Origin of the sequence: Streptomyces sp. B3I8, from assembly GCF_030816915.1 — a bacterium.
Taxonomy (GTDB): Bacteria; Actinomycetota; Actinomycetes; order Streptomycetales; family Streptomycetaceae; genus Streptomyces.
The window spans coordinates 1,975,915-1,994,852 of record NZ_JAUSYN010000002.1; the positions used below are offsets into that span (position 1 = coordinate 1,975,915).

At 66.6% G+C, this 18,938-nt stretch carries 13 protein-coding genes, 1 other RNA gene and 1 pseudogene; 3 read left to right on the top strand and 12 right to left on the bottom strand.

All coding sequences use genetic code 11. From position 1 onward, the window contains the following. Nucleotides 1–47: 47 nt before the first annotated feature. On the bottom strand, nucleotides 48–350 hold the full coding sequence (locus QFZ64_RS10875; protein ID WP_307064678.1) for a WXG100 family type VII secretion target: 303 nt from the start codon (nucleotides 348–350) through the stop codon (nucleotides 48–50). Nucleotides 351–610: 260 nt separating this feature from the next. Between QFZ64_RS10875 and QFZ64_RS10880 the strand changes: the two genes are divergently transcribed. Then, on the top strand, nucleotides 611–1,309 hold the full coding sequence (locus QFZ64_RS10880; RefSeq protein ID WP_307064679.1) for a hypothetical protein: 699 nt from the start codon (nucleotides 611–613) through the stop codon (nucleotides 1,307–1,309). A 62-nt stretch (nucleotides 1,310–1,371) separates the two neighbouring features. On the opposite strand, the gene QFZ64_RS10885 is transcribed toward QFZ64_RS10880, so the two are convergent. From QFZ64_RS10885 to QFZ64_RS10900, 4 genes are all read right to left on the bottom strand, one after another. After that, nucleotides 1,372–3,945 (bottom strand): right-handed parallel beta-helix repeat-containing protein, encoded by a 2,574-nt coding sequence (locus QFZ64_RS10885; RefSeq protein ID WP_307064680.1) that lies wholly within the window; start codon nucleotides 3,943–3,945, stop codon nucleotides 1,372–1,374. A 149-nt stretch (nucleotides 3,946–4,094) separates the two neighbouring features. Continuing rightward, the gene (eccD, locus tag QFZ64_RS10890) at nucleotides 4,095–5,447 is read right to left on the bottom strand and encodes a type VII secretion integral membrane protein EccD (RefSeq protein WP_307064681.1); all 1,353 of its coding nucleotides are present in this window, start codon (nucleotides 5,445–5,447) and stop codon (nucleotides 4,095–4,097) included. Between the two features lie 40 nt (nucleotides 5,448–5,487). After that, on the bottom strand, nucleotides 5,488–5,778 hold the full coding sequence (locus QFZ64_RS10895) for a WXG100 family type VII secretion target (RefSeq protein ID WP_307064682.1): 291 nt from the start codon (nucleotides 5,776–5,778) through the stop codon (nucleotides 5,488–5,490). Between the two features lie 104 nt (nucleotides 5,779–5,882). Beyond that, nucleotides 5,883–6,239 (bottom strand): WXG100 family type VII secretion target, encoded by a 357-nt coding sequence (locus tag QFZ64_RS10900; protein WP_307064683.1) that lies wholly within the window; start codon nucleotides 6,237–6,239, stop codon nucleotides 5,883–5,885. A 999-nt stretch (nucleotides 6,240–7,238) separates the two neighbouring features. Here QFZ64_RS10900 and QFZ64_RS10905 point away from each other — a divergent pair. Further along, nucleotides 7,239–7,988, top strand: coding sequence for an SDR family oxidoreductase (locus QFZ64_RS10905; RefSeq protein ID WP_307064684.1), 750 nt, complete (start codon nucleotides 7,239–7,241; stop codon nucleotides 7,986–7,988). A gap of 107 nt (nucleotides 7,989–8,095) precedes the next feature. Here QFZ64_RS10905 and QFZ64_RS10910 read toward each other — a convergent pair whose 3' ends face one another. Beyond that, complete coding sequence (locus QFZ64_RS10910; protein WP_307064685.1) at nucleotides 8,096–9,217, bottom strand: acyl-CoA dehydrogenase family protein; 1,122 nt, start codon at nucleotides 9,215–9,217, stop codon at nucleotides 8,096–8,098. 546 nt (nucleotides 9,218–9,763) lie between these two features. Between QFZ64_RS10910 and QFZ64_RS10915 the strand changes: the two genes are divergently transcribed. Then, a complete protein-coding gene (locus tag QFZ64_RS10915) occupies nucleotides 9,764–9,967 on the top strand; it encodes a transposase (RefSeq protein WP_307064686.1) in 204 nt (67 codons plus the stop codon). Between the two features lie 334 nt (nucleotides 9,968–10,301). Here the strand turns inward: QFZ64_RS10915 and QFZ64_RS10920 are convergent, their stop codons facing one another. From QFZ64_RS10920 to QFZ64_RS10950, 6 genes and pseudogenes are all read right to left on the bottom strand, one after another. Next, a complete protein-coding gene (locus tag QFZ64_RS10920; protein WP_307064687.1) occupies nucleotides 10,302–10,820 on the bottom strand; it encodes a sigma-70 family RNA polymerase sigma factor in 519 nt (172 codons plus the stop codon). A 386-nt stretch (nucleotides 10,821–11,206) separates the two neighbouring features. Continuing rightward, nucleotides 11,207–14,209 carry a BTAD domain-containing putative transcriptional regulator gene (locus QFZ64_RS10925; RefSeq protein WP_307064688.1) on the bottom strand — a complete coding sequence of 1,001 codons (3,003 nt, stop codon included), beginning with the start codon at nucleotides 14,207–14,209 and terminating at the stop codon, nucleotides 11,207–11,209. Nucleotides 14,210–15,206: 997 nt separating this feature from the next. Beyond that, an RNA gene (gene rnpB, locus QFZ64_RS10930) (RNase P RNA component class A) lies at nucleotides 15,207–15,610 on the bottom strand. 830 nt (nucleotides 15,611–16,440) lie between these two features. Further along, complete coding sequence (locus tag QFZ64_RS10940) at nucleotides 16,441–16,803, bottom strand: hypothetical protein (RefSeq protein WP_307064689.1); 363 nt, start codon at nucleotides 16,801–16,803, stop codon at nucleotides 16,441–16,443. A 107-nt stretch (nucleotides 16,804–16,910) separates the two neighbouring features. Continuing rightward, nucleotides 16,911–18,233 carry a metallophosphoesterase gene (locus QFZ64_RS10945; protein WP_307064690.1) on the bottom strand — a complete coding sequence of 441 codons (1,323 nt, stop codon included), beginning with the start codon at nucleotides 18,231–18,233 and terminating at the stop codon, nucleotides 16,911–16,913. Beyond that, a pseudogene (locus QFZ64_RS10950) lies at nucleotides 18,230–18,521 on the bottom strand (hypothetical protein). The gene QFZ64_RS10945 and the pseudogene QFZ64_RS10950 overlap by 4 nt, the downstream one beginning before the upstream one ends. Between the last annotated feature and the right edge of the window lie 417 nt (nucleotides 18,522–18,938).

An 18,938-nucleotide genomic window follows, 5' to 3' on the forward strand; every position in this document is an offset into this window, starting at 1 on the left:
GTGATGTGATCGTTTGGGCGATGACTGCTGTCGCTCGCCCGCCTCTGTCAGGTCAGGTTCTGGCGGTTCGCAAGTTCGGTCCGGTGGTAGTTGTCGTAGGCCACCTGCAGGCGCCGAACGACCTCTTCAAGCAAGGCGTACAGGTCCGCCGAAGCGCGCGTGAACCAGTCCTGGATCTCCTCCAGCGTGAGAGCCGACGGGGTCTGCCACTGGTTGCCGATCTCTGCGAAGACCGTCCGTATGGTTCCCATGGCCGCCTCCACGTCCGAGGAACGCTCTCGGACGACACCAACGGCTGCCTGCATCTCCCGCAAATGAACCTGGAAGTCGGACCACGACATGGCGGGCATGAGCTGGACCTTTCGATGACGAGATCAGGACTGGTCTTGTCGCCGAGCCCGCGCGAACGTTGGCCATAATGCCACATCCGACGGCAGCGACAATACTCGAAGAGAATCCTGTTACATTGACTGTCATGATTCATCTCGATTGCCGAAGCAATCACTTGACGTATCTTTTACACTAGCACGGCCCGCGTCGCCAGCTTCTCGACTATCGTCGAACCGCAGCCGGCGACAGCTCTTCCGTTCGGAGTCAAAAGGAGAAACCCGTGGCAGATGATGACGGAATAATTCACTCGCAGTACGACTTTTGGCCGGACCCGGGGAAGAATGGGTCCGACACCCCGGACCTGGACAGAGGGAAAGATCTCTCGTATCTCGTTCCCCTCGTGGACGTCGCCTGGGACACCCCGCCTTCGTACAACCTCCACCCCCCGAACCCGGGAGTCGACGGCGCCTCCGCGGTCGACACCGAGGACATCCCTTCGACGCCTCCCATCAGGGCAGACCTTCCTGGTATGCGTGCTGCCGAGGCAGCGGTGCTGAGCTCGGCACGGACGGCCGTCGAGCAGTATCAACGCCTCCGCGACCACGTTTTCTCGGTCAAGGACACCGTGTTCGGACAGAAGGAGACCGACCTGGAGAAGGACCCCAGCTACTACGCCACGGCCGTACAAGAGACCCCCAGCGACATTCAACCCATCGCGCACCAGTTCGCCGCATCGATGAATCCCACGATGGAAAAGGCGCTCCACTTCTTCGCCACGACGCTGGAGCTGGTCGGCGAATATGTGGCCCTGATCAATACGTCAGGCCAGACTTACGCGAGGATGGATCGGCACTCACGATTCTCGACCGATCACACGGGCAAAGTCGTTGTGGGGAATGGTGCGAGGACCAGCGACTCACCTTTCGACAACATTCGTTACGGTTTCGCTGTACCGCCTCGCGAGAACAACACCCAGTGAAGAAGGACCATTAGAATTGATGGTCCCGCAGTGGAAATAGCTCACCCGCCCCGCGCTTTCGCTCATGAAAGTTCTCCCGCCGAAACGCGGGGCGGCAGGTCTTCCGGCAGAATGACCATCAGGTCGTCCTTGCTGGCATCGAGCAGATCCGCCATCCGCTGCGCATGATGCTCGGTGATCCGCTGGAAGACCTGCCGGGCAGTCCGACCGTTGCCGAAGTGCTCCGTCCGTTCCAGGCTCGAGAAATATGCGTGCAGCTCGGTCAGAGTCTCGTTCGGCAGCTGGTACTGATAACGGCCGGCCTGATAGCGCACGATCCTCACCAGTTCCTGGGGGGAGTAGTCGTCGAAGGTGAGGGTTCGGGTGAAGCGGGAGGACAGTCCGGGGTTGGAGTCGATGAAGCGCCGCATGTCCGTCGGGTAACCGGCAGCGATGACGACGACCTCGTCACGGTGGTCCTCCATCAGCTTCACCAACGTGGAGATCACCTCGAGCCCGAAGTCGTTCTGCTGCCCGTGCGGAACCAGGGCGTACGCCTCGTCGATGAACAGCACGCCACCCAGCGCCTGTCGGAATACCGCCTGTGTCTTCGGCGCGGTGTGCCCGACGTACTCGCCCACCAGAGAGCTGCGGTCGGTCTCGATCAGGTGGCCACGGCTGAGAAGCCCGAGCGCAGCGAGGAGCCGGCCGTACAGCCGCGCCACGGTCGTCTTGCCGGTTCCCGGGTTGCCCGCGAAGACCAAGTGACGGCTGAGAGGTGGTGGTTCCAGGCCCGCTTCCTGGCGGCGCTTCACAAGCTGCATCACTTTGGTCAACGAATGGACTTCCTCCTTGACGTCCTCCAGGCCCACGAGTTCCTCGAGCTCCGCGAGCAGCTGCGGCAGATCTCCCTGCGCCGTGTCACTCCCGGCCGGCCCGGCCCTGCCCGGAGCGGTCCGGGTTCCTCTACCGACGGCGCCCAGCCCGGAGCCGGCCGTGACCGTCTCTCCCTGCGGCATGGTGTTGACCGCGACGTCCTTGCTGACACACTCCTCGAACACCGGCGCCGCGTCCTTCTCGGCCGACAGGTCCTCCTTCGTGCCCCGCACCAGAAGACGCCGCAGGACCGGCTCCGCCTTGCTGCCGACATACAGCGCGGGAAAGGCGGAGCCGGAGATCTCGCAGTCCTCCAGCAGGCCCGCACCGCCCTCATGTATGTACACACCGTTCTTGCCGGCCTCGCTGACCGTGACCTTCCGGACACGGGGTGCCGCTCCGCTCCACAGGACCAAACCGCTGCCCCGCGCCCCGGATATCTCCAGCTCTTCCAGCCAGGCCTGGCTCTGCCGTGCCAGCAGGACGCCCGCCGAGCCGGAATCCTTCACCCTCCCGCCGTGGATCAGTGCCGTGGTGCCGGCGGCCACTTCGATCCCGCTCTGCCTCGTCAAGGTAACCTCGCAGCCGCACACCATGGGCCGGTGACGGGTGTCCAGGTGGATGCCGGTCTCCGCCTCGCTGATGACACAGTCACGCAGCACGGCGTCGGCTTCGTGGACCGAGACGCCCGCCAGCGCGCTGCGCGTGACACTGGTTCGCTCAGCCTGCAGGTGAGCGTTTCCGAGCAGGCGGATGCCATGCCGCGCGCTGTCCTCGACCACGCAGTCGGCCAGATCGGCGTGGGCATTCCCGGTCAGGGCCAGCCCACAGTCGGCGGCCGAGGTGATCCGGCAGCCGGTCAGGTGCAAGGAGGCGTCTCCTTCGGCCACCACGCTCGTCGCGCCGGTCCGGGAGAATTCCGTATCGCGTGCTCGCACTTGCGCGTCCCCGGTAGCCGCGAGTGCTGTGCCGGTCACATCGACGATGCGCAGGGACTCCAGCTCAACCTGTGAAGCGCCGTAGGCGAGCACGCCGGCGCGCCGGGTCTCCCGGATGTCGCAGTCCCGCAGCAGCACCGCGTTTCGTCCCGAGATGAGGACGCCCTCCGCCTGGATCCGGAAGATCTCGCACCGCTCCAGACGAACACGACGTTCGTCCCGCCCGGCCGAGGCATTGGCGCCCTCCGGCACACCCGCGCGTCGCGGGCCGGGCTCGGGCAGGACCTGCGTGTCGGGCGCGTCCTCGATGCGTACGCCCTGGGCCTTGCAGTCATGCAGCCGACAGTCACGCAGTACGGGGAGTCCGGAGGTGACCACCAGGAGTCCCGCGTTGTCGGTGTGGGCGATGTCGCAGTCATCGAACGTGCCGAGGCTGGTACCACTGAGCAACACCCCACAGTCCGTGGTCCGGTGGATGCGGGTACGGAGCAGCTTCACCCGGGCTGCGTCGACGAGTGTGAGACCGAAACCGTCGATCGAGTGGATGTCGCAGTCTTCGAAGGTGCCATGGGCCTTGCCGGTCACATGCACCCCGGCCCTGCGTACGTCGTGCACCGTACAGTCGCGCACCACCGCCTCGGTGTCCCGCGCGAGCTCAAGACGCCCCTGGGAGATGTCGCAGCCCTCCATGTCCAGCTCACCACCCCGGGCCAGCACCGCGGGGTCGTCCCCCGCCGCGCCCGACACGTTGATGCCGCGCAGTGCGACTCGACCCGCCGACATGTTCACCACCGGGCCGTTCGCCGCCGTCACGGTCACCGTGCCGGGCCCCTTCTCGGCCACGATCGAGACGTCCCGGTTCAACACCAGGGACTCCCTGTAGGAGCCGGGTTGCACCGAGACCACCGCGCCGTCCGCAGCGGCGCGCACAGCGGCGGCGATGGTCCGGTGCACCCCCCAGCCGCGGGAGGCGACGCGTTGCAGTCCGCGTGTCACAGGGACTCACCCATGCGCATCAAGTCACCGAACACACCGAAGACGCCGACCGCCAGCAGCACCGAGGCCAGCGCGAGCGCGCCCGCCAGGCCGACGACCCAGCCCGGCCGTTCGGTCGTCGGCTCACCGTCGGGCAGGGCACGTACCACGCCCGTACCGAACATCGCCAAACCGACCAGCACGCCGATGAGCGGTCCGGCCCAGTTCGGCGCGCCGAGATTCCCCGGCACGCTGAGAGCCAAGGCCGCCACACCGGCGACCCCGGTGACAGCCGGGGGCAGTACCGCGGCCGTGAACCGCGACTGGCCGGCATTCAGCAGAAGCACCCCGGCGACGGTCGCCGTGAGCGTGAGCGCGTAGGGGTTTCCGCTCCTGGCCAGCTCGGCGAAGGCCGCCATCGCCACCGAGGACAGCAACACGCTCAGTCCGGCCAGTACCCGCCGTCCCCGCCTGACCAACTCCGGGACGGTTTCCTCGGACGTGGCGTCGTCACGCGGTGTGTCGGAAAGCGCTACCAGATGACCCGAGAGCGCAGGTGCGATACGTAACCCCTCCATGGCCAACACGGCCACCACCGCGGCCGCCTCCACGAGAGTGACGCCCACACCCGCCAACAGGCCAGTGACCAGCAGGCCGACGGCCGCCAGTGTCAGCGTCGACAGGGTGAGCACATGATTGACGGCCAGTCGGGCTGCGAGCGCGCCGATCACTGCTCCGACACCCGCGCAGAGTATCGCCGCCGACGCACTGTGAGCGAAGGGGAACAGGACCGCGCCCAGCGTCAGCAGGGGCACGGCCGACAAGGCCACACCCAGCCGCACCGGCTGTGGCAGCGGCCACGCACGGCGGGTGGCGTGACCCGCGAGCAGGGCCGCTCCCACACCGGTGATCAGCGCCCCGAGTCCGCCCAGCGGGTAGAAGTTCCCCGCCGCGCGGCCGAGCACCACAAGGGTGCCGAACGCCACCGTCATCGTGCCCACTCCCAGGAAGGCGAGGGTCAGAGCGCGGTGTCGGGTATCCCACCGCACCCCGCCCTCGTTTGCCTCCCGGACCAGTTCGTCGAGGTCGGTGATGACCGGCTCGTCGTCCTCCCCCGCGGAGACGTCCCGCAGATACAGCGTCGCACCGTCGGCGACTCCTGACTCCGCGAGTGACATGCCTGGGGAGAACGGCCGCTCACCGGCAAGGGCGAGGGACCACACGGCAGGCAGGGCGTCGTTCTCCTCCTCCTGACCGCACATTCGAATCAGTCTGGGCGCGTATTCGGCAATGGCCGCTCGGGCCGGCACCGCCAGATCAACGCGCCGTCGGTTGCCGACGACCGTGACCCGGCACCTTTCGTCGTCCACTTCCGCCTTCCTTGTGAAGAGAGTCGGTACCGACTGCTCATCAGTTACTGTTGCGCCAGGTGGTTATGTTGGACATTTCGGCGTTCTCATAATTGCCGTAGTTGATGTTCATGGCGCGCGCGATCTGAGACAGCAGCCCGTCGGGACCGAACAGGCCCATCGCCGCCGTATCCCACTCGGCCTGCAGTTCTTGGTAGTACGCGGCGGCCTGGCTCCTGGTCCAGGTCTCGGCCAGCGGGGCCAGGCGGCGCCGCAGGTTGTTGAGGTCGTCGACGCAATCGTCCGCCTTGTTGATCAGGTAGGGCCCCGCTTGCCCAAGGTCGTGCGTCACTGTGATCGGTATGTCATCAATTCCTGGCACGGTACGTCCTCTGTCGAAAGGAATAGAGAGAAGGAGAACCCGATCCCCGATCGCTCCTGCCGAGTACGGCAGAGTCAGGAGAAGTTGGCCGAGGGAATGCCGGCGTGGATCGACGCAAGCGTGGCGTGGTTGACCGACTCGGTGGTGCTGTAGTTCTCGTAGTTGCCGCGCAAACCGCTCGCGATGCCGGTGAGCGCCTCCCTGAGCATCGCGGCGTACACGTCCCACTGCGCCATCAATGCCTGGAACTCGTTGGCGGCATAGCCGTTCCAGACGCCCTCCAGCGAAACGACGAAGGACTTGAGCTCCGCGAGCTGTTCCTCGAGCCGGGTCGACGTCGCGTCAGTGTCCAGGGACGCCTGGTTGAGTTCGACGAGTGTGACGTTGTACTCGACGCCACCAACGGTTGCGTGTCCGGTGGGCGTAGTCACTAAGAGTGCCTCCCTGTACAGGCCTAACGAACGAGTGGATACGCGGCCCGCCAGGTCGTGTCGAGGAACGTCCAGCCAGCGAGGAAAGCGAGGCGGCCAGGGCCGCTTCGCTCGTTTTCCGCCCCTTGCACTGTGCGCGAGGCCCACAGGCAGGCAGGCATGTCCGCGCCCCACAGGAGAACCGGTGTTCCCATTCAACCGGGCCGCCCGGTGGAACCCCTAGAACGATCCTCGCGTTCTCTTGCCCGATCGATCCAGCTACCGAGTCGGCGCGAAGGAGGACGGGACTGCACGATGAATCAGCCGCTCGAGGAACCGGTACACCCGGCTGGCACCCCAGCGCGGTGACTCGCAGGAGCCGTTGGGAGCAGTCGTCGACCAGCATGGTGTCTCGCGGGGATCCGCGACAGGGACCGCCGTCTGTGCGGCTTCCAGCAGACTGCTCGGTGCGATGTTCCGATCCATACCCGCGTACGAACCTCGCGGCCGGGTTCGGCTCGCCCCGCTGACCGAGCGCGAGACCGTGGCGGTCAGGTCCTGTGATCCGCCGGGTCGGAACCCTGTGGGCGGCGCCGAGCCCCCGTGCCACACACAAGGACCACATCCTCGCCCTGCGGGGGGTTGCGCACTGCTCTGCCATGAACCCATCCGGCACAGACACCGAACGGCTGCAGGAGGCTCGCATACTGCCGGTTCCCGCTCGGGCACCTTGCACGGGTCAACCGACGTGTCGACTACGACAGCCCGTCACGCTTCAGCAGGGAGTGCCGCCGCCGGCTCGGTGCAGCCTCGAGCCGGAACGCCGCCAGGCCACGGAGCACACGTGCCCCTTGAAAGCTCGCTCTCGTGGGTTGAACAGGCAGGATCACACAAGTAGAAGCCATAATAGTTCTACTTTTCCGGCAGGCCGGAGCGATTCAATGGGTTCACCGATCTTTTTCAGATCGGAAAAGCGGCTGACGGGCCCGCCCCGGCCCCACCACATCGCAAGGACCTTCCATGCCGACCATGCTCATCACCGGCGCCTCGTCCGGGTACGGACGCGAAACAGCCCTCCACTTCCACAAGCGGGGCTGGACCGTGATCGCCACCATGCGTGCCCCGCGTCCCGGGGTCTTTCCTCAGGCAGACCGGCTCCGCGTCATCGAACTCGACGTCACCGAGCCGGACAGCATCACCGCCACCTTCGAGGCAAGCGGAGCCATCGACGTCCTGGTCAACGCTGCGGGCGTCTCTTCGATCGGCGTGTTCGAGGGCACCTCCATGGATCACGTGCGTGAGGTGTTCGAAACCAACACCTTCGGCGTGATGGCGACAACCCAAGCAGCCCTCCCCCACTTTCGGGAACGGGGATCCGGGGTCGTAGTCAATGTGACGTCCAGTGTGGTCCTGGGAGACATGCCCCTCTCAGCCGTCTACAAGGCCAGCAAGATGGCCATCGAGGGTTTCACCTCCTCACTCGCCCTTGAGCTCGCCCCCTTCGGCGTGCGGGCGAAAACAGTCGCCCCGGGCACCTGTCCCACAGCGAACTTCACGACCAGGGCGATGCGCGGCGCTTGGCCCTACGCACGTGTGCCGGCGCCGTACGCGGAGTACGCCGGCGAAATTCTGGAGAACGCCGCGGGTCAAGTCGTCTTCACCACGGAGAGCGATGTCGCCGAGACAATATGGGAGGCCGTGCACGACACCACCGGCCGACTCCATTTCCCAGCCGGCCCCGATGCCGTCTGGCTCGCCCGCGTCAACTGATCAACCAACAGGAGGGGAACAGGACAGCGCTCATCCGTCGGTGACCACTCCCGCACAGCTGTGGAACCTCACACGGAGCGTCGCAGCGCTACCAGTCAGCGACCTCGTCACAAGCGATGACGCTCGACATCCGTCGGCACGCCGAGCAGCATTCGGCCAGTCGTCTCCCACAACGTGGGAGAGACCTGGGCGTGAGCAGTGATAGTGGTCGCATCCCGTGACCGTCGCTGCAGTGGCGAGTCGTCATATATTGCTGTGCCCCCTCCCAGGTCGTGCATGATCCTCACGACTTCTGCAGACGTGCGAGCGGCATGCGTCGCCGCCAGTCGTAGTCCGACGCGCAGGTCCGCGGAGACGATGCCGCCGGACTTCGTCGCGCGCCACGCTTCGTCGATCGCCGAGTAGAACAGGGCACGTGCCGCACGCAGTTCGGCCTCCGCCTGTGCAACAGCGATCTGTGTGGCAGGCCTCCCCGCCAGAGTGCGCCGTGATCCGACGACGGTCTTACGGCTCGCGAGATCAAGCAGGTCCTCGATCGCTCCCCGGGCGTTACCCAACGCCACTGCGGCGACGGCCAGCGCAAAATACCCAAATATCGGGAACCTGTAGAGCGGGGCGTCGACCACGGGGCTCTCGGTGAGAGAAATCACCCGGCGTGACGGAACAAAGATTTCTTCCGCCACGACATCTTGGCTTCCTGTTCCACGAAGGCCGACGGTGTGCCAAGTATCCAGCATCTGCAACTGCGTGGTGGGCATCCCCACAAGACGCATCTCCGGCTCGCCACCTTCCTGAGCACCCTCGAGGAGGCACCCTCCGAAGAAGGAGTCAGCATGCGTGATCCCGCTGGCAAACGACCAGCGGCCGGAGATGACGAGCCCTCCATCGACCGGGTGGGCCACCGCACGCGGGGCCCAGACCCCCGCCGTCACCGATCGTGGATCACTCAGCAGTTCAGTAGCTCCCGCCGGCGGCAGGTGAGCCGCAAGCAGACTGCTCGTGAACGCGATCATGACGCACCAGCCGGTGGCCGCATCGCCGCGGGCTATGTTTTCAGCGGCTGCAAGGGATACAGCAGGCGGCGCCTGCGCACCGCCGAGAGTCGCTGGAACCCCGCACCGCATCAGCCCCGAGTCCCGGAGCGCGTCGGTCAGTTCCGGCACCAGCCTCCGGGCAGCCTCGTTGTCGACGGCAGCGTCCCGCGCCTGCAGACGGATTCGTTCGGCCATCTGCAGCAAGTTCGACTGAGATATGTCAATATGTGAAATCGAGGACATTCTATGGCCTCTCTGTCCCTGGTAAACGACACGGCTGTGGTCTCGGCGACAGTCACCAGGCCTCACAATGCTGCTCTGTGATCGGATCCCGGACTGCTGTCATCTTCGACTCATGGCGCCGCCGCGGCGCTCGTCGTACATGACCCGCCGTACATAAAACGGCTCACGGTGCCCATTCGGTTCACGACACGGACACGGCGAGCTACGGAAGCCCCCGATCGGAAGAGCCCTCTGCCCGCGCTTGCGGCGGCTGCCTTCCAGCACCTCACATGCGTCAGGCGCTGACGAAGGGTGATCATCTGGACGGAGGTTCGGGTGTGGCCTCGGGCATACGAGAACGGGCCCCTTGGCAGTGACACGGTTACGACACCAGCACGACCGAGGAAGCCCGTTGCCTGATCGGTTGAGCAGTATCTCCACACCTGCGCCCACGACCGCTACGTGCACCGGTTCGGTTCGCTCGCGCCGGGACGGCGGGCAGGCTGCTGTCCCAGCGACATGACGGATGCGGAGTGGGCCGAGGTCCGCGCCGCGATGCCGGTGCCGGCGTGGCTCCTCAGGCGGGGCGGGCGTCCGGAGGAGTTTTGCCACCGCGAGATGCTCGACGCGGTGCGCTACCTTGTCGACAACGGCGTGAAGTGGATGGCCCTGCCGGTCGACTTCCCGTACTGGCGGGCGGTCTACGACTTCTTCCGCCGCTGACGGTCCTACGACTATGTGTGTGAACTGTACGAACGCCCGCGCCGTTCGGCGAGGGAGCGCGCCGGCCGCAATGCCGAGCCCAGCAGCGGGATCATCGACAGTCAGTCGATGGATGCCTCCGAAACCGTCGGCGAGGACAGCCGCGGATACGACGGCGGCAAGTCACGCGACCGGCGCAAGCGCCACACCCTGACCGTCAAACAGGGACTCCCTTTGCCACGACGCACTCAGCCCGCCACATGTCGAATCGGGTGCACCATGACGGGTGTCTCGTCCGGCGGAGGCTGCTGCGGCGATGACCGACGGCCCGTAGGCCGTCCCGGCCGACACTCCCCTACGTCGTCGCGTTCGCACGCAGACTGTCGAGGGCGTAGTACCGCCGGGACTTCACGGTTCCGGCGGGTATGCCGAGGATTTGCGCTGTCTCATTGACGGTTCTGTCGCAGAGATAGGTGTGCGCGAGCACCTCACGGTGTTCGTGCGACAGCTGCCGCAGCAGGCCGGTGGCCTGCATCGAGGCCACCACCGCGTCCGCGTGATCGGGCAAAGTGGTGTCCCGGTCGTGCGTACCGAGGTGCTCTCGGCGGGTGATGGCGCTCCGCTTTCGGTCGACTACCAGGTTCCGAGCCACGGTCATGAGCCAACCCCGCATCGAACCCTCAGTACGGTGGAGCCTCTCCAGACGGGACCACGCGCGGATGAACGTCTCCTGGACAATGTCCTCTGCCCCGTGCCGGTCGTTCAGCAATCTCTCGGTGTAGGTCAACAACGCCGTCGCATGGTCGGCCACCATCGTGCGCAGGAGTTCGTCCTGCCGCACGGTCGAGACGTCCGCGAAGGTGGTCGTGTTCACAATCCACTCCCTGAAGAGGAAGGCGATATGCGCGTCGGCCAGACTGACTTCGCAAGCTCACGAAGACAGTGAGCAGTCGACCGCTTACGATGTGAATCGCCGGTGAGGTTGACGCGCCGGGAACTGGCGCCGACCGCAGCCCACTCGGGGAACGGCACGCACGGCGAGCGTAAGTCGCGTGTACTTACGAAAAACTGACGGAAGTCTGACGCCCGATCCGACAACAGAGTTCTCGCTCTGACATCAACGCCCGGGACCGAGAAGAGATGGCAAGGACCCCGGTCGGCTGTTGCCCGGCGTCAAGAGCTGATCACGGCCACCGCTACGGGTCCCGAACACCGAAGGGCCCCCGCGTCGGACGACGCAGGGGCCCACGCACGGCGGCCTCAGGCGTCCAGGGGCTCCGCTCCGGCGTCCCGGTCGGCACCGTAGCTGTCCACCCTCTCGCGGACACCCGCAGCGTCCGGATGACCGATCGCATCCAGAATGCCGAGTGCCTGATGCCAGACGAACACCGCCCTCGCGTGACGGCCGGCCGCCTGGTGGGTGTCGCCGATGTGTACCAGTGTGTCGGCCTCCAGGTACAGGTCGCTGATCTCCCGGTACAACCGCAACGCGTGCTCGTAGGATGCGAGTGCCTCCGAGTATTTGTGCAAGTGGTAATAGGCATAGCCGACGCTGTCCAAGGCCGCGGCCTCGCCGTTGCGGTCACCAATCTCCCGGTGCAGCGCAACGGCCCGGTGGCACTGCTCCAGAGCGTCGCCGTACCTGTCCATGAGGATGTACGTCCAGCCGAGCTCGTTGAGGACACTCGCTTCGCCACTCGGTCGGTGAGCGACCCGGTAGAGCATGCCCGCCTGCCGGTAGTGTTCCAGAGCAACGTCGTACCGTTTGCGATGATTCGCCAAGAAGGCGAGGTACCGGTGCACACGCCCCTGGCCCGAGAAATCCGCCACTTCCTGGTAGAGCCGCAGGGCCCTCGCCAGGTGCGCGTCCGCCTCTTCCCAGCGCTCCATCCGGCCGTGGACAAATCCGAGTGCCCGGTGCGCATGCGCCTGGCCCCGCACGTTGCCCAATCGCTGGGCGGCTGTCGCCGCCGTCGACTGCACGAGGAGTTGTTCCTCCCAGCGCCCGTTGCGATCCAGGTACCGCTCCATGAGGGTCGCCAACTGCCAGGCGTAGCGCCCGTGCCCACGCCTGGCATCCTCCTCGATCACCGCGAACAGAGCGGGACGGTTGGTCTGCAACCAGTCCACCGCCCCGACTTGGTCGGAGAGCTGCGATACGGTCACATCCGCCGCGACGGGCCGCAGGCTGATGCGTTCCCACTTGGGGGCCAGGATGCTGTCCGCCGCGTGTGCGGTGTGAAGGTAGTGATCGAACATCCGGTGTCGGGCCGCACGCGCCTCATCCGCCGTGCCCTGCGCGTGGGCGAGTTCCGCGCCGTACGTACGCAGCAGTTCGTGGCAGGAGAAACGGCCGGGCATGCTCTCGAACACCAAACTCGCCCGAACCAGTTCGGTCAGCGCAGACCGGATCTGGCGCGGTTCCTGCCCGGCGAGGCTCGCCACGGCTGCGAGCGAGCAGTCAGCACCCGGATGCAACCCCAGCAGGCGGAACACCCGTGCCGCCTCCGGCGTGACGAGGCTGTACGACCAGAAGAACGCGCTGCGGGCGTCGGCGACGGGGGCCTCGCCTGAGAACGCGTCGAGGCTGCCCCGGTCCTCCAGCAGTTCGCCCGCGATGGACGTGAGGGTGAACGTCGGGTTCATCGCGGCACGGGCACTGACGATGGCGAGCGCCAGCGGCAGGTGCCCGCATGCCTCGACGATATCCGCAGCGGCCTCGGCCTCTTCGACAACTCGGTCTCTGCCGAGCCGTCGAGACAGCAGCTGGAGCGAGTCCGCGTCGTTGAGCGCGTCCAGGGTGATGGAGTACGCGCCGTCGCCCGCCACCAGTCCATACAGATGGTTCCGGCTAGTGACAATGGCCAGGCAGCCGGCCGCCCCCGGCAGCAGTGGTCGGACGTGTTCCGTATCGCGTGCGTTGTCAAGGACAATGAGGATCCGGCGGTCGGCCAGCAGACTACGGTAGAGCGCCGATTGCGCGTCCAGTCCGGCGGGGATACGGTCCGCGGGTACACCCAGAGCGTCGAGGAAAGACCGGATCGCTTCGCTGGGTTTCATGATCGAACCGGAGGGGTGGAAGCCTCGCAGATCGATGAACAGCTGTCCGTCGGGGAACTGCTCGGCGACTCGGTGGGCCCAGTGCACGGCCAGCGCCGTCTTCCCCACTCCCGCCATGCCACCGATCACCCGGATGAGTGAGGTCGGCGCTCGTTCGTCTTCGGCCGTCCGGGGGTCGCTGAGGGACGCCAGTTCACCGAAACGCCCTGTGAACGTCGGTAGGTCTGCGGGAAGTTGGGCAGGACGCACCGTTTCAGCCGTTGCCGACCGCCTCGCGGACGACTTCTCGACGGGTTCCAGAGCATTGCCGCCGGAGTCACCGGTGTTCACGCCGAAGGCTGTGGTGGCGTGGCCAGAGCTTGCGGTGCTGCTACGAAAGCCTGTGTCATTGGTGCCTGACACGGTGACTTTCGGGGCAGCGATCGACGCAGTTGTCGTCACGGTCTGCTGGAGGACCTGCTGCTGCGCCGACAGCAGTTCGGGTCCCGCGTCCAGACCCAGGTCGTCCACGAGACGGGCGCGTACAGTCTGGTAGACGTCCAGGGCCTCCGCCTGGTGTCCGGTGGCGGCGAGTACCTGAATCAGTCTGGCTTGCAGGACCTCGTCCAGTGGGTGATTCGCAGCCGCCTGTCTGAGCGTCGTCAGGACTCGTACGCCCACGTCCGGACCGGCCTCCAGTGTGCGTTGGGCGGCTTCCTTGACCGCGGCCAGATGCTCGCCGTCCACTGCGGCGAAGTTGGGGTGGGATCGGATCTCGGGAGTGACTCCGGAGGCGGTGGGGCCCCGCCATAGTTGCAGGGCCTCGATCAACAGCTCGGCCGCCTCGGCCGGTTCTCCTTCGTTTGCCGCCTGCCTTGCTCGCTGTCGCAGAGCACGAAAACGCAGCAGATCAAGATCAGCCGTATCGGCCTCCAGGCGATAGCCACCCGATCCGCGCACCAGCCACCGGGACGTTCCCCTGACCGGGAGATCGGGTTCCAGCAGCCGTCGGAGCTGACCGATGTGACGCTGCACCACATTCACCGCGCTGTCCGGTGGGCCCTGCCCCCACAGCACGTCCACTATCTCGTGAACGGGGACTGGTTGATTGGCTTGGGTGAGAAGCAGCGCGAGAAGAGCCCGCTGCTTGGGTGATCCGAGTGTCAGCTCCGCGTCATCGCGCCACGCCCTGACTGGGCCAAGCACAGCGAACTTCAATCGCATCGAACACCACCGCATTGCAAGAACCCACTACTACGCGTATATGCGTCCCACCCGGGCTTGGCCGGGGGAAAGACGAGCATACGGTGCCGACGAGCCCTCTGCACCCCTGCCCGAAATCCGGTGGACGAACGGCAGTGCTCGACCGAGAATCGAACAGTGAGGCTCCCTGAAGTCAGGTCCACAGTGGGGTGAATTCGCATATTACGCACCATATCTCAGCACATTCAGCGGACTTCCGGAACCACTGGTCCCACACTCTCACCCGCGATCGTCCACTGCGGGATACCGCAAACAGCCGCCGGAGGAAGGACAGGCCGACCGAGCGTCCAATTGTCACCATGGGCACCGGCCAAATGTCGAGACCTCTCTTCGACCCTGGGCTCTCCGTCGCCCGTCATGTGCGATCTCCGCATTCAGGGATCCGCTCCGACATTGCCACCCCCAGTTACTGCGGCAACACCGAAACCGCCGGGGGATCGAGCAACAGCCCGTCAATGGCGGTCGCCCCTGCGCGGGATCACCGGTCTGCATAAAAGAAGACCGATGGAGGGCACTATGGTTACGGTTATCCGCCCAGGCAACCGGAAGGCGAGCAGGTTCCATCTCCGAGAAGGAACGAAATACGGCGAGTGTTGCGTTACTGTGATCTCTGTCCCGCTTCAGCCGTCTGCCGCGGATTCGCCCACGCACTCCTCGCCACGAGACGTCTGAAACGTTTCCACCAGAACAGCGGCGCCTCGCATGCGACCATGCCACCTACGCGCCCCGACAGGGACACGCCAGACAATATCGCCCATGCGGCCCGACACTCCCCGTCCCGCCGTCCGCCACCTTCCGAACCCCGCCCCACTCACAGTGCGCCCGAAATGACCCACATGCGCTTGCGCAGGTTGAACTCGTCTGACGCTACGCGAGGTGTGGATCCGGACCCGAGTTCGACCCGAAGGGTACGTGCGGGAGCTGAAGATGGTTTCTGACCTGCGAAAGCGAGCAGCGGCAGACGAGTCGGGCTGTACGCCGGGTTCTGTTCCGGCGGATCCTCGCGGGTCCGCCGGCGACGGCCATCCATCTAGGACCGGCGTTGCCGCCGGCCTCGTGCGGTCCACCCGCGGACTCGGGCGGGCAGCCCTCGAACGTCCGCGCAGAGCACCTTTCACGGCGCTCCTTTTGACCTTGCTCCGGGTGGGGTTTACCTAGCTGCCCAGGTCACCCTAGGCACTGGTGGTCTCTTACACCACCGTTTCACCCTTACCCGGCACCGAAGTGCCGGGCGGTCTGTTTTCTGTGGCACTGTCCCGCGGGTCACCCCGGGTGGCTGTTGGCCATCACCCTGCCCTGTGGAGCCCGGACGTTCCTCGGGAAGCCCCCGAAGGGTCTTCACGCGGCCGCCCACCCGGCTCGTCTGCCGTGTGGACCATGGTACCGGGCGATTCGGGAGCCTCGTCCATGCCGAACGGCTCCGTCCCTAGACGTTGTCTCATGCGGTGAGTCTGCGGTAGCAGATCAGGCTGCAGGCGATGGCTGTGAAGGCTAAGGCTGTCCCGCAATCCCCGGCCGGCGCCGGACGCGTTGTGGGTGTCGTTCCAGCGGGTGGTGCCGGAGGAGCCGACTCGCCCGCAGAGTGGCGGCCGACGCCGGCACAGGAATGATCGGGAAGTAGTGCTGGGAAGTGGTGCTCGTGGCGATCGTTCGTCGCGACACCGGGCTGCGCGTGGCAGCAGCTGCCTTCGGTTTCGTTCGGGCCGTCGGGAGCGACAGCTCACCGGCGGTTCACGGAGTGATCGAGGGCCAGGGGTGTGAGTGAGGATCACCGAGCGAACCGGTCAGCCCCTGTCCGTCGGCATCCCGAGGGCGACCCCGCACGACAGCCAGACATTGATCCCGTTGGCGCAGGACATGCCGCCGATCCGTTACGTTGATCCCCGTTCGTGACCGGACGGCCCTGCTGTCGCAAGCTGAGTGGATCTTGGTGACCAGTGCGCCTCGGGATGGGCCGGGGGCGTGATCGTCCGGTTTGCAGCTCTGTTCACCTCCCTGGCCGTCACTGCGCCGGCGCGGGTCGGCGCCTGGTGGGCGCGACAGTGACGTCCCGGTCCCACTCGCTCAGACTGGAGGCGGCAACGCGTCTTCTCTCTGCGGCTCAGCCGCGCTCCTCGCTCCGCACCCCTGCCATGGCCGGCCGACAGTGCGCGTATCGGCCGGTTCGGCACTCTGGCTGGCTGGGCACAGCGTCACCGCTGGGCCACCAGCGTGCTCTGGGTGACTGTGCCCGCCGCGACCACCCCGGATTCCGGGGCCGCCGGCTCCGCCTGCGAGAACGACTTCACCCTGCCGGGGCCCGACTCCCAGGTCGCGACCGGGCTGTGCGAGAAGCACGGCAGCGAACAGGCCGGCGACGGCGCCGAGATCGCGTCGTCTCCAACGCCGCCGACGTCGAGGACGCCCAGGTCACCATCGCCCCCATGTACGACGAGATCCAGCAGACGTCGGGCGTCACCGACGTACGCGGACCGAGCCCGATCGTGGCGTCCGGCACGGTCGGCTCCCGCGGCGAGCCGGTCGGCCTGGCCACGCTGCCACCCACGTCCCCGCACGCGCGCCGCCGCAGCGGAGGCCGGCGGCGCCCCTGCTGCCCTGAGGCTGCTATACCGTCGCCGGCCGTCCACCTGACGCTGTCCCCGGTCGCGCCGGTGGAGCCTGCTCACGCCCGGAGGGACGCCAGCTCGATCACTGTGATGTCCGAGGGGGCGCCGACGCGTGTCGGCGGACCAGCGGCGCCCGCTCCCCGGCTGACATAGAGCTGGGTGTCGCCGTAGCGCTCCAGGCCGGCCACGGTCGGGCTCGTCAGGTTCGCGAGGATGTTGGCGGGCCAGAGCTGGCCGCCGTGAGTGTGGCCGGAGAGTTGGAGGTCGACGCCGTGTTCGACGGCATCGTGGATCATTACCGGCTGGTGGGCGAGGAGCACGCACGCGCGTGCTCTGTCCCGGTCACCGAGTGCCCGGGCGAAGTCGGGGCCCTGGCCCGTGCTTTCGCCCTCGATGTCGTTGACACCGGCGAGGTCGAACTGTGGCAGTTCGGTGCGGGCGTTCTCCAAGGGGCGCAGGCCCAGGCGGCGTACCTCTTCCACCCACTGCTCGGCTCCCGAGTAGTACTCGTGGTTGCCGGTGACGAAGAACGCCCCATGCCGGGCACGGAGCCCGGCGAGCGGTGCCACCGCGGGGCCGAGGTCCGGCACACTGCCGTCCACCAGGTCTCCGACCACGGCGATGAGGTCGGGCTGCGTGCCGTTGATCGTGTCGACGACCTTCTGGGCGAAGCCGCGCCCCAGAACGGGGCCCAGGTGGATGTCACTGACGACCGCGATCCGGTAACCGTCCGCCGCACGCGGGAGCTTGGCCACCGGGACGGTGACCCGCTTCACCTTCGGGCCACGCAGAACGCCGTATGTGCCGTAACCGACGGTTCCCACGGCGGCTGTGGCAGCGGCACCGGCGATCACCCGGGAGACGAACAGACGACGGGTGGGAACGGAGAGGCGGCCGGACGGCTCGACGGGCCCCGCGGTGCGGGCCCCCGGCTCCGGGTCGATCACGGACGCAGGGGACGTGGACGTCACGCGGTCCGACGTAGTGGCCGGTGACGCGGCCGGAGTCGCTTCCGTCGGTACCGGTTCCCGCGCTGATACAGCGTCCTTGGGAACCGCCCGCTGTTCGGACCGCCGCAGCAGCAACGGGCGCACGGCTTCACCCGCCAGCACCCACAGCAGCAGGTATATCGACAGCACGAGCCACAGGTAGCCCGGCCAGGCCAGGACCTGTAGGAGCCGGAAGGGAGCATCCGTCCACACACTGACGAAGGTGCCGACCGTCAGTGCCCAGCCACCGCAGATCACCACCACGCCCGCGCGGCGCACGATCCCAGGACCTCGGGTTGTGTCGCGGAACAGCCGACGCCACACCAGCCAGTTGGCCGCCACTAGAGCGGACAACCCGAGCAGTGCGACCAGCACGAAGACGACGATCACTCGGTCCTCCCACATTCGTTGCGGCCGAGCCGATGTCCCGGGCCGGCTGAGTTTCTATGACGCGCGACGCACATTGCACGCACCCCGCGCAAACCGATGACCGTCCTCCTTGCTAAGGAGATGACGGCAAGCAGCAGGTGCACCCGGAAATACAGCGTCGGGTGACCGTTGCCGAACGCCAGGCCGCTGCTGTCCTCAATCAGGCTCTTGACGAGAGCGATCCGAATGACCCGGCACAACACCCCGAACAGCTGGTAGGGGCCAGGAGGCGGGAGGGTTGAGCCTCATGCGTGCGATATCACCGGCGCGTGCCCGCCTCCCGGACCGGCGCGTCCGGTTCCCCGACTGAAGTGTCCGGCGTTCCCGGCGGGGGCGGAAGCGTAACTCCCATGGCATGCGCCTTCTCGGTTGTGCCCGCGCAAAAGAGGCCGCCAGGCACTTCCTGCTGGTCACGGCTCAGCAACACGTAATGCGCGAATGGGATCCCGCGCAGCGTATGCCGGTCCGGCATCCGAGGCCGGCCCGGTATCAGCTTCGAACCAGGCTCCGGCAACAAGGCGCGACCGCCCCCACGAGCAGACCGGCCGAGCCGCAGACACTGTGGGTGCGCCGCCGGCGGAACGCGGCCGGGAGAACTCCGAGCCGCCACCCGGGCTCGGGGAATGAGGCATGCGCGATCTCCTCGTGACTCGATCCAGAGAAGGA